This is a genomic window from Rhizobacter sp. P3_C12 (assembly GCF_056402735.1).
Window position 1 is genome coordinate 18,735 of the sequence record NZ_JBFUGW010000052.1, and the last position, 10,987, is coordinate 29,721.

Below are 10,987 nucleotides of genomic sequence, written 5' to 3' on the forward strand. Positions count from 1 at the left end.
ATTCACGAGCGGAAGATGAAGTAGACCGCGCCCACCAGGCACAGCCCGGCCCACACGTAGTCGAGCTTGAACGGCTCCCCCATCCAGATCATCGCGAACGGCACGAACACGCCGAGCGTGATGACCTCCTGCGTGATCTTCAGCTGCGCCAGCGAGAAGCCGCCGGCATAGCCGATCCGGTTGGCCGGCACCTGCAGCAGGTACTCGAACAGCGCGATGCCCCAGCTGATCAGCGCCGCGACGAACCACGGCTTGTCGGCCAGGCTCTTCAGGTGGCCGTACCAGGCGACCGTCATGAAGACGTTCGACGCGATCAGCAGCACGACGGTCTGCACCGACACGGGGATGGCATTCATGGGTCGATCCGGGAGAGGGGTTGGGGGTCGAGGCCGGCCAGCAGCGCCGCGACGCGGCCCTGTCCGGGGATGAAGAGGTCGGGTGCCAGGTCGGCCAGCGGCGCGAGCACGAAGGCCCGCAGGTGCATGCGCGGGTGCGGCACGGCCAGCGTGGGGAGGTCGATCACCTGCTCGCCGTACAGCAGCAGGTCGAGGTCGAGCGTGCGCGGCGCGTTGCGGTACGGCCGCTCGCGGCCATGCGCCGCCTCGATGGCCTGCAGGCCGGCGAGCAATGCCAGCGGCGACAGCGTGGTGCGCAGCCGTGCGACGGCATTGATGAAATCAGGCCCCTGCGCATCGACCGGCTGCGTGCGGTACAGCGGCGAGGCCTGCAGCGCCTCGATGCCCGGCAGCGCGGCCAGCTCGGCCAGCGCCCGGGTCAGCGTCGCGCGGGCATCGCCCAGGTTCGCGCCCAGGCCGACGAAGGCCCGTTCGGCGTCGGGCTCATTCGCCGGCATTGCCGCCGGTGGCAGGCGCATCGCCGGCACCACCGCCCGGCTTGCGGCGGCGGCGGCGGCGCTTGCGGGCGGGCTCGGCCGAGCCGCCCTCTCCTTCGGCGGCCTCGGCCTCGCCGGCCAGATCGTCGGGCGACTCGTCGTGCGGCGCAGGGTCACGCGGCGCGGCGGCCGGGCGCGGGCCGGACGACGGCGCGCGCCGCGGTGCCTCGCGCTTGCCCTCGCGCGTGCCCTGCATCAGGCGATGCCGCTCGTCCGGATCGGCCAGCGAGAAGTCTTCCCACCAGCGCGCCAGCTCGGCCTCGATCTCGCCGGCATCGGCGCGCAGCCGCAGGAAATCGAACGCGGCGCGAAAGCGCGGCTGCTCGACCAGCGTGAACGGGCCGTTGCCGGTGCGGCGCTCGAAGCGCGGCTGCATCAGCCAGATCTCGCGCATGTCGCCGGCCAGCTTGCCGCGGCCGGAGATGTCGCCGATGCGCGCATCGAACACCGCGTCGATCGCCTGCTGCAGCGCGGGGAACGGCGCCTCGCCGCCCTTCTTCAGGCGCAGCCAGCGGTCGAGCACCTCGTGCCACAGCATGCAGGCGAGCATGAAGCTCGGCGCCACCGGCTTGCTCTCGGCGACGCGGCGGTCGGTGTCGGCCAGCGCGAGCTGCACGAACTTCTGGCGCGCCGGGTGCTTCTGCGCATCGTCGAGCATCACGTCGAGGATCGGGAACAGCCCGCGCGCCGCGCCGGCCAGGCCCTGCTTGTGCAGCTCCTCGATGCTGGCCAGCGCGTGGCCGGTCTGCAGCAGCTTGATCATCTCGTCGAAGGTGCGCGAGGCCGGCACGCTGTCGAGCAGCGCGGCCAGCTCGCGGATCGGCGCGCGCGTCTTCGGGTCGATCGTGAAGCCGAGCTTGGCCGCGAAGCGCACGACGCGAATGATGCGCACCGGGTCTTCGCGGTAGCGGGTCACCGGATCGCCGATGATGCGCAGCACCTTCTTCTTCGCGTCCTTGATGCCACCGTGGTAGTCGACGACGACCTGGCGCTGCGGGTCGTAGTACATCGCGTTGACGGTGAAGTCGCGGCGCGCCGCATCCTCGATCTGCGGGCCCCAGACGTTGTCGCGCAGCACGCGGCCGGCCGCATCGACCGCATGGGTCTTGCCGGCCAGTTCGCTCTTCGAGGTCTTCTCGTTGCCGCTGACCTGCTCGGACGCCGCGGCGTCCATCATCGCGCGGAAGGTCGAGACCTCGATCACCTCGCTGAATCCACGATCCTGGCGCCCGCGGCCGAACACCACGTGCACGATGCGGAAACGCCGGCCGATGATGAAGGCGCGCCGGAACAGGCTCTTGACCTGCTCGGGCGTGGCGTTGGTGGCGACGTCGAAATCCTTCGGCCGCAGCCCGACCAGCAGGTCGCGCACCGCGCCGCCGACGATGTAGGCCTCGTAGCCGGCATCGGCGAGGGTCTGCACCACGCGCACCGCGTTCTCGTCGACCAGCGCCGGGTCGATGCCGTGCTCGCTGGCGGGGACTTCGACGCGCTTGCCCTTGGGCACCGCGATCGGGGTGCTGGATTTGCCCAGCAGCTTGTCAATGAACTTCTTGATCATTGGGTGAATAGTTGTAGTACACGCCAGCCTCGCCCGCGCGCCAGGGTTTCCAGCGTCGGCGAGGGATTGGTGGCCACCGGATCGGTGGCGCACTCCAGGAGCGGCAGGTCGTTCGGCGAATCGCTGTAGACGCTGATGCGTTCGAAATCCTGCAACCGATGCCCGAGGCCTGCCAGCCACTCGCGGGTGCGGGTCGTCTTGCCGTCTCGAAACGAAGGTGTTCCGTGGATCCGGCCCGTGATGTTACCCGTCGGGCCGCGCTCCAGCTCCACCGCGAGCAGATGGGGCACGTCGAACGCCCGGGCGATCGGCGTCGTGACGAACTCGTTGGTGGCGGTGACGATGGCCACCAGGTCGCCGCGCGCCTGGTGGTCGCGCACCAGCGCGATGGCCGCCGGCAGCATCGCCGGGGCGATCACCTCGCGCATGAAACCGGCCTGCGCGGCCGCCAGCTCGGCCGCCGGGCGATCGCGCCAGGCGCGGGTCGCGAACTCGATGTATTCGTGGATGTCGAGGGTGCCGGCCTGGTACTGCACGTAGAAGGCATCGTTGGCGCGGCGGAATTCTTCCGTCTCGACCCAGCCCAGGCGCAGCATGTGCTCGCCCCAGGCATGGTCGGAATCGAGCGGGATCAGCGTGTGGTCGAGGTCGAACAGGCACAGGTTCATGACAGCCCGCCCTCCTCGCTGAGCATCTGCTTCAGCAAGGGCACCGTGATGCCCCGCTTGTGCGCGAGCGCGAATTCGTCGAGCCGGTCGAGCAGCTTCATCAGGTGCTTCAGGTCGCGCGAGAAGCGCGTCAGCAGGTAGTCCATCACGTCGTCGGAGAGGAAGATGCCGCGCCGGTCGGCCTCGCGGCGCAGCGCGCCCCGGGCCTCGGCCTCGCCGAGCGGCTCGATCGCGAAGATGTGCCCCCAGCCGAGCCGGGTGCGCAGGTCCTCGCGCAGCGGCAGGTCGATCGGCGGCACGCGGGCCGCCGCCGCCACCGGGATGCCGTGCGTCGTCGCCTGCACGAAGAGCGCGAACGCCGCCTGCTGGCCGGCCTCGTCGAGCGCATCGCAGTCGTCCAGCACGATCAGCATGTCGCCCTCGTCGAACAGCCACGGGAGGTCATCGCCCGCGGTGAACCAGCTGACGCGCCCGCCCTGCTGCTGCACCGAGCTCGCGAGCGCGCGCAGCAGGTGCGTCTTGCCGGCGCCCGGCGGGCCCCACAGCAGCACCGGCGCCGCCTGGCGGGTGAGCCCGCGCAGGTGGGCGAGTGCCAGCGCATTGCCGGCGACGACGAAGGTCTCGAAGGTGTGCGCCGGGTCGCTGGCAATCAACAAGGGCAGTTGGCGCATCGCCCGGTCACCCGCGGAACAGCTTGCTGTGGAGGTAGGCGGCGCGCACGCGCCCGGCCGCCACCGCCATCACCGCGCTGAGCGGCAGCGCGATCAGCACGCCGACGAAGCCGAACAGCTGCCCGAACGCGAGCAGCGCGAAGATCACCGTCAGCGGGCTCAGGCCGATGCGCTCGCCGACCAGGCGCGGCGTCAGGTAGACGCTCTCCAGCACCTGGCCCGAGCCGTACACCACCGCCACCGCGATCAGCCCGTAGGCGCTCGCGAACTGCAGCGTGCCGGCCAGCAGTGCCAGCACCAGCCCGAGCCCGAAGCCGAGGTAGGGAATGAAGACCGCCAGCCCGGTGAACACGCCCACCGGCACCGCGAGGTCGAAGCCGAACAGCGCGAGGCCGATGCTGTAGCAGACCGCGAGGATGCCCATCACCAGCAGCTGGCCGCGCAGGTACTGGCCGAGCACCGCATCGCATTCGTCCATGAAGCTGCGCACGCCCGGCTGCAGGCGCGGCGGGATCAGGCCCTCCAGGCGCGCCACCTGGTGCGGCCAGTCCATCAGCAGGTAGAACAGCACGACCGGGATCAGCACCGCGTTGCCGACGATCGCCAGCAGGAAGCTGCCGCCGATGCGCGCCGAGCTGAGCACCGTGCCGGCCCACTCCTCCATGTTGTCGCCCAGCCGCTGGACGATGAATTCCTTCAGGCTCGCGGTGTCGAGCTGCGCGTGGATGCCCACCTGGGCGAGCCACGGCGTCGCCCACTGGCTGAAGCGGTCGATCAGCAGCGGCACCTGCTGGCGCAGCAGCGGCAGCTCCTTCGACAGGATCGGCACGATCAGCAGCAGCACCGTCAGCACCAGCAGCAGCGCCAGCACCTCGACGCCCAGCACCGCCAGCACGCGCGGCACGCCGCGTGCGGCCAGCCGCTCGACCGGCGGGTGCAGCGCATAGGCCAGCACCGCGCCGACGATGAACGGCGTCAGCACCGGCGCCAGCAGCCACACCAGCACCAGCCCCACCAGGGCGATGGCGAGCCACGAAAGGGTTTGACGCTGCGCGGGAGAGAGTTGCATCGACGGTGTCGGTGATGCCGGCTTGCTCAGTTTTGAAAGCGAGACCCGGGGTGGGCGGTGCCGGCAGGAAGCGGCAAATTCTAAGGGCCGGGGCGGACGCGCCCCCAAACGGCCGGGATCGTTGCCAGGCCGGGGCCTGCTCTCACCCTCTCAGTGCAGGCGCCGCGGCCCGGCGCTGCGCAGCCGGGCCACGCGCGCCCGGATCGCCGTGCGGTCGGGCGCCGACGGCGCATGGGCCAGGTAGTGGTCCAGGTCATGCAGCGCCTCGTGGGTCATGCCGAGCTCGGCATGGGCGAGGCCGCGGTCGCGCCACTCCTCCCAGGCCTCGGGCAGCAGGATCACCAGCCGGTTCAGCACCTGCAGCAGGCGCGGCCAGTCTTCGCTGGTGCGGTGGATTTCCTTCAGGTTGCGCAGGATGCGGGCCAGCACGTCGCGCGCCGGCGCGGCCTGCAGGAACAGCCCGAGCGGCACGTCGAAATCGCCGACCAGGCCGTTGCTCTGGCGGTACGGCGCCAGCAGCTCGTCGAGTTCGTCGCGCGACAGCGAATGGCCGGTGAACGGATCGATCACCACCTCGCCCTGCGGCATGTGCAGCTTGACCAGGAAGTGCCCGGGGAACGAGACGCCGCGCGCCTGCAGGCCGATCTGCGTGGCCAGCTCGATGTACAGCACCGCCAGCGTGATCGGGATGCCGCGCCGCGTGCGCAGCACCGTGCCGAGGTGGCTGTTGCCGGKGTCGTAGTAGTCGTTGATGTTGCCGGCGAAGCCGAGGTCGCTGAAGAAGAAGTGGTTCAGCCGGCGCAGCCGCTGCAGCGGCACGGCATCGGCCGGGACGCGCTGCTTCAGGCGCAGCGCGAGCTGGTCGATCTCGGCCAGCACCGATTGGGCGTCGAGCCCGGGATCGTCGTCCTGGCCGATCGCGACGGCCGCCTCGGTCAGCGACAGGCTGGCGTCATCCGCCACCAGCGACGCGAAATACTCCAGCACGGTGGGCGCTTCGAACTGCAACGGACGGGCCATCCGGGCAGTTTAGCCTCGCCGTGCGAACTGTCTGGGGTTCAACCCGGTGGCGAGCAAGGTGCCGAAGTAGACGACGGCCGCACCGCCCAGGCAGGCCGCCAGCCACGCGGCCCGCGCGCCGTGCTGCTGGCCGAGCGCGATCCAGTCGAGCTTCAGCGATGCGTAGCCGAGCAAGGCGCCCAGCAGCGTGGTCGCCAGCAGCACCCGCCACGTGAAGCCCGCCCAGCCGGCCGACGGCGTGTAGCTGCCGGCGCGGCGCAGGCCGACGAACAGCCAGCCGGCATTGACCAGCGCGCCCAGGCCGATCGACAGGGCCAGCCCGGCATGGCCGAGCTGCGGCACGAACAGCAGGTTCATCAGCTGGGTCAGCACCAGCACGACCACGGCGATCTTCACCGGCGTGCGGATGTCCTGCCGGGCGTAGAACCCGGGCGCGAGGATCTTCACGCCGATCAGCCCCATCAGCCCGACGCCGTAGCCGCGCAACGCGAGCACGGTCTGCGCGACGTCCTCGGCCCGGAAGGCGCCGCGGTGGTAGAGCGATGCGACCAGCGGCGTCGTGAACACCAGCAGCGCCACCGCGCAGGGCAGCGCGAGCAGCAGCACCAGGCGCAGGCCCCAGTCGAGCAGGCCGGAGTAGGCCTCGGCATCGGCGCGGGCCTGCGCGCCCGACAGCTGCGGGATCAGCACCACGCCGAGCGCGACGCCGAGCAGCGCGGTCGGGAACTCCATCAGCCGGTCGGCGTAGGTCAGCCACGACACCGCGCCGACACCGACGTGCGACGCGATCTGCGTGTTGATCAGCAGCGACAGCTGCGCCACCGACACGCCCAGCAGCGCCGGCGCCATCTGACGCAGCACGCGGTGCACGCCCGGGTGGTGCCAGGCGGCGCGGATGCGCGCGGGCGTCATGCCGATGCGCGGCAGCTGGCCGATGCGCGCCAACGCGGGCAACTGCACCGCCAGTTGCAGCACGCCGCCGATCATCACGCCGACCGCCATCGCGTAGATCGGCTCGATGCCCCAGCGGCGGAACACCGGCGCCAGGCCCCAGCCGGCGCCGATCACCGCCAGGTTCAGCAGCACCGGCGATGCGGCAGGCACCGCGAACTGCTTCCAGGTGTTCAGCACGCCGGCGGCCAGCGCGACCAGCGAGATGAAGCCGATGTAGGGAAACATCCAGCGCGTCATGACGACCGCGCCGTCGAACTGCGCGAGGCCGGAGGCCATCAGCCAGACGATCACCGGCGCCGCGACCATGCCCGCCACGCAGGTGACGAGCAGCGCCCAGAACAGCACGGTGGCGACCGCATTGACCAGCAGGTGCGTGACCTCGTCACCCTCGCGGGTGCGGGTTTCGCCGAGGATCGGCACGAAGGCCTGCGCGAAGGCGCCTTCGGCGAACAGCCGGCGCAGCATGTTGGGGATGCGGAACGCGGCCTGGAAGGCGTCGGTCCAGGCGCCGGCGCCGAACATCGCGGCGACCATCAGTTCGCGGCCCAGCCCGGTGATGCGCGACGCCAGGGTCAGCAGGGAGACGACGGAGGCGGCACGCAGCAGGTTCATGGGGAAGGAGCAGGAAGGCGGGCGGATTATAGGTAGCGCCTGCTCACCTGGTGTCTGCCGATTTGCCCGGGCCGAAATGTGAATGCTATACTCGCGGTCTTTGCCCCACCCACCTGGATCACGCAAACAAAATGGCTACCTCCTCCAAAGTCAAGAAGACGGTCCGCATCGCGTCGGGCCGCAAGCGCGTCCGCCAGGACGTGAAGCTCAACGCCGCCAACACCGCGCTGCGTTCGAAGTTCCGTACGGTCGTCAAGAACGTTCAAAAGGCTGTTGTCGCCGGCGACAAGGCCAAGGCTGTTGAAATCTTCAAGACCGCCCAGGGCGTCATCGATTCCGTGGCTGACAAGGGCCTGTTCCACAAGAACAAGGCAGCTCGCCACAAGAGCCGCCTGTCGGCCAAGATCAAGGCTCTCGCAGCCTGATTGAAAGATTCCAGGTGGTAAGTGAGAAGGCCCGCTCAGCGGGCCTTTTTCATTGGTGCCGCGAAACCTGGAGGCCAGGGTATCAGGCGGCCTGCTGTGCCGACKGCGGCACCGGCGCCAGCTGACCGTTCGGCAGCAGGCAAGCCTCGACGACCTGCAGGTCGTTGTCGCGCGCGAAGTTCATCACGAAGTCCCAGGCCATCGGCTCCAGCGCCTTCAGCTCCTCGCTGACGATCACGCACTTCACGCCGTTGATCACGCGCGGCACGCAGTACGGCGAGTAGCCGATGAACGACCCGATGCCGCCCGCCGAACCGCCGGGGCGGAAGCTCGACATCGCCCCCGCCAGCCGCTCCGCCCAGTCGCTGGGTCGGAAGGTCTTGCCATCCTTGGTGATGCCTTGGATGAACACTTCGCGGGGCAAGGGTGAGGTCATGCGTGCTGCGGGCGTGGGGTCGAACGGATGGCGGGTCGGCCGCCGGCTATTGTGCCGCGAATATGCTGCGCCGCAGCACATTGCGCGGCCCGCCAGGGGCTTGCACCTGTGCCTTTATCGGCGGGGCGGGACCGACCCTTAGAATCCAAGGCCCCGTGCGGCGCCCTTGCTGCCCGGTATTGCGCACTTCCGGAGTCTTCCCGCAATGAATGCGACCACCGCCCCCGCCGCCCAGCCCATGCCCCACGTGATGCCGACCTACGGTCGCCTGCCGTTCGCGCTGTCGCATGGCCGAGGCTGCTGGGTGTGGGACACCGACGGCAAGAAGTACCTCGACGGCCTGGGCGGCATCGCCGTCAACACCGTCGGCCATGCGCACCCGAAGCTGGTCGCCGCGCTGCAGGACCAGGTCGGCAAGCTGATCCACAGCTCCAACTACTACCAGGTGCCGCTGCAGGAGCAGCTCGCCGCGAAGCTGACCGAGGTCTCGGGCCTGACCAACGCCTTCTTCTGCAGCACCGGCCTGGAGGCCAACGAAGGCGCGCTGAAGATCGCCCGCAAGTACGGCCACGACAAGGGCATCGATCGCCCGGAGATCATCGTCTACGAGAAGGCCTTCCATGGCCGCTCGATCGCGACGCTCTCGGCCACCGGCAACACCAAGGTGCAGGCCGGCTTCGGCCCGCTGGTCGAAGGCTTCGTGCGCGTGCCGCTGAACGACCTGGCCGCGGTGCGCCAGGTGGCCGCCGAGAACCCGAACGTGGTCGCGGTGTTCCTGGAGGTGATCCAGGGCGAAGGCGGCATCAACGTCTCGACGATCGAGTACCTGCAAGGCATCCGCAAGATCTGCGACGAGCGCGGCTGGCTGCTGATGCTCGACGAGGTGCAGTGCGGCCTGGGCCGCACCGGCAAGTGGTTCGCGCACCAGTGGGCCGGCATCAAGCCGGACGTGATGCCGCTCGCCAAGGGCCTGGGCTCGGGCGTGCCGGTGGGCGCGATCGTCTGCGGCCCGAAGGCGGCCAACGTGTTCGGCCCGGGCAACCACGGCAGCACCTTCGGCGGCAACCCGCTCGCGATGCGCGCCGGCGTCGAGACGCTGCGCATCATGGAAGAAGAGAAGCTGCTCGAGAACGCCGCCAGCGTCGGCGCTGCGCTGAAGGCCGGCATCGAGAAAGAGCTGGCCGGCGTGCAAGGTTTCGTCGAGGTGCGCGGCCAGGGCCTGATGCTCGGCATCGAGCTCGACCGCCCGTGCGGCGTGCTGCTGAACCGCGCGGCCGAGGCCGGCCTGCTGCTGAGCGTCACCGCCGACCGCGTGATCCGCCTGGTGCCCTCGCTGATCCTCACCGCCGACGAAGCGGCGCAGATCGTGGCCATCCTGTGCCCGCTGGTCAAGCGCTTCCTGTCCGAAACCCCTGCCACGCCATGAAGCCCGGCATGAGCCTCATCAAGCACTACCTGCAGTTCAAGGATTTCCGCGCCGAGGAATACGCCTACCTGTTCGAGCGCGCGGGCATCATCAAGAAGCGCTTCAAGAACTACGAGAAGTACACGCCGCTGGTCGACCGCACGCTCGCGATGATCTTCGAGAAGGCGTCCACGCGCACCCGCGTCAGCTTCGAGGCCGGCATGTACCAGATGGGCGGCTCGGTGGTGAACCTGACCACCGGCGACAGCCAGCTCGGCCGCGCCGAGCCGATCGAGGACAGCGCGCGCGTGATCAGCCGCATGGTCGACCTGGTGATGATCCGCACCTACGAGCAGACCAAGCTCGATGCCTTCGCGGCGAACTCGCGCGTGCCGGTGATCAACGGGCTGACCAACGAGTACCACCCGTGCCAGATCCTGGCCGATCTCTTCACGTACATCGAGCACCGCGGCACGAGCACCGAAGGCGGCGCTCTCGCTTGCCTGGCCGGCAAGGTGGTGGCCTGGGTCGGCGACGGCAACAACATGGCCAGCACCTGGCTGCAGGCGGCGAGCATCCTCGGCTTCACGCTGCACGTCAGCACGCCGTCGGGCTACGAGGTCGACGCGAAGGCCGCCGGCGTCAGCGACACCGGCTGCATCAAGGTCTTCAAGGACCCGCTCGAGGCCTGCCGCGGCGCGCACCTGGTGACCACCGACGTCTGGACCAGCATGGGCTACGAGGCCGAGAACGAGGCCCGCATGAAGGCCTTCGCCGACTGGTGCGTCGACCGCGAGATGATGGCCGCGGCGCAGCCCGACGCCCTCTTCATGCACTGCCTGCCGGCGCACCGCGGCGAGGAGGTCGACGCCGACGTGATCGACGGCCCGCAATCGGTCGTCTGGGACGAGGCCGAGAACCGCATGCACGTCCAGAAGGCCTTGATGGAATACCTGCTGCTGGGCCGCATCGGTTGACGCCGACCGGCCCGCGGCACGCGACCGCATGAAGCTTGCCCTGATCACCGACCTGCATGCCAACCGCGAGGCCGTCGAGGCCGTGCTCGCGCATGCGCAAGCGCAGGGCGCGCAGCAGCACGTGTTCCTCGGCGACTACGTCGGCTACGGCGCCGAGCCGGGCTGGGTGGTCGACTGCGTGCAGGCCCACGTGGCCGGCGGCGCGATCGCGGTGATGGGCAACCACGACGCGGCCGCGGTGCAGGGCGCGCAGCCGACGATGGTGCCCGACGCACGCGAGGCCGCCGCCTGGACGCA

General features: G+C 69.8%; 13 protein-coding genes. 4 read left to right on the top strand and 9 right to left on the bottom strand.

All coding sequences use genetic code 11. The features are described from left to right. Positions 1 to 2 precede the first annotated feature (2 nt). From AC1DXV_RS11150 to murJ, 8 genes are all read right to left on the bottom strand, one after another. Positions 3 to 356 (bottom strand): DMT family protein, encoded by a 354-nt coding sequence (locus AC1DXV_RS11150; protein WP_477873054.1) that lies wholly within the window; start codon positions 354 to 356, stop codon positions 3 to 5. Then, a complete protein-coding gene (locus tag AC1DXV_RS11155; protein ID WP_477933572.1) occupies positions 353 to 874 on the bottom strand; it encodes a 2-amino-4-hydroxy-6-hydroxymethyldihydropteridine diphosphokinase in 522 nt (173 codons plus the stop codon). Before AC1DXV_RS11155 ends, AC1DXV_RS11150 begins: the two co-directional genes overlap by 4 nt. Next, a complete protein-coding gene (gene pcnB / locus AC1DXV_RS11160) occupies positions 840 to 2,453 on the bottom strand; it encodes a polynucleotide adenylyltransferase PcnB (protein ID WP_477933574.1) in 1,614 nt (537 codons plus the stop codon). The genes AC1DXV_RS11155 and pcnB overlap by 35 nt, the downstream gene beginning before the upstream one ends. Next, on the bottom strand, positions 2,450 to 3,121 hold the full coding sequence (locus tag AC1DXV_RS11165) for an HAD family hydrolase (RefSeq protein ID WP_047500686.1): 672 nt from the start codon (positions 3,119 to 3,121) through the stop codon (positions 2,450 to 2,452). The genes pcnB and AC1DXV_RS11165 overlap by 4 nt, the downstream gene beginning before the upstream one ends. Continuing rightward, complete coding sequence (hda, locus tag AC1DXV_RS11170; RefSeq protein WP_477933576.1) at positions 3,118 to 3,792, bottom strand: DnaA regulatory inactivator Hda; 675 nt, start codon at positions 3,790 to 3,792, stop codon at positions 3,118 to 3,120. The genes AC1DXV_RS11165 and hda overlap by 4 nt, the downstream gene beginning before the upstream one ends. 7 nt (positions 3,793 to 3,799) lie before the next feature. After that, positions 3,800 to 4,861: an AI-2E family transporter gene (locus AC1DXV_RS11175; protein WP_477933578.1), complete on the bottom strand. Its 1,062-nt coding sequence runs from the start codon at positions 4,859 to 4,861 to the stop codon at positions 3,800 to 3,802. 150 nt (positions 4,862 to 5,011) lie between these two features. After that, positions 5,012 to 5,881, bottom strand: coding sequence for a SirB1 family protein (locus AC1DXV_RS11180; protein ID WP_477933580.1), 870 nt, complete (start codon positions 5,879 to 5,881; stop codon positions 5,012 to 5,014). A 9-nt stretch (positions 5,882 to 5,890) separates the two neighbouring features. Beyond that, entirely contained in the window at positions 5,891 to 7,447 is a 1,557-nt protein-coding gene (gene murJ, locus AC1DXV_RS11185) for a murein biosynthesis integral membrane protein MurJ (protein WP_477868044.1), read from the bottom strand. Positions 7,448 to 7,578: 131 nt separating this feature from the next. Between murJ and rpsT the strand changes: the two genes are divergently transcribed. Next, positions 7,579 to 7,872, top strand: a complete 294-nt coding sequence (gene rpsT / locus AC1DXV_RS11190) for a 30S ribosomal protein S20 (protein WP_477869969.1) — start codon at positions 7,579 to 7,581, stop codon at positions 7,870 to 7,872. Between the two features lie 82 nt (positions 7,873 to 7,954). On the opposite strand, the gene AC1DXV_RS11195 is transcribed toward rpsT, so the two are convergent. Next, entirely contained in the window at positions 7,955 to 8,308 is a 354-nt protein-coding gene (locus AC1DXV_RS11195; protein WP_477933582.1) for a DUF3579 domain-containing protein, read from the bottom strand. A gap of 205 nt (positions 8,309 to 8,513) precedes the next feature. On the opposite strand from AC1DXV_RS11195, the gene AC1DXV_RS11200 reads away from it, so the two are divergent. The 3 genes from AC1DXV_RS11200 to AC1DXV_RS11210 form a co-directional block, all read left to right on the top strand. Beyond that, complete coding sequence (locus AC1DXV_RS11200; protein WP_477869971.1) at positions 8,514 to 9,734, top strand: aspartate aminotransferase family protein; 1,221 nt, start codon at positions 8,514 to 8,516, stop codon at positions 9,732 to 9,734. After that, entirely contained in the window at positions 9,731 to 10,690 is a 960-nt protein-coding gene (argF, locus tag AC1DXV_RS11205; protein WP_477869973.1) for an ornithine carbamoyltransferase, read from the top strand. The genes AC1DXV_RS11200 and argF overlap by 4 nt, the downstream gene beginning before the upstream one ends. Positions 10,691 to 10,718: 28 nt before the next feature. Continuing rightward, positions 10,719 to 10,987: metallophosphoesterase family protein (locus AC1DXV_RS11210; protein WP_477933584.1), on the top strand; the 269-nt coding region annotated here is incomplete at its 3' end.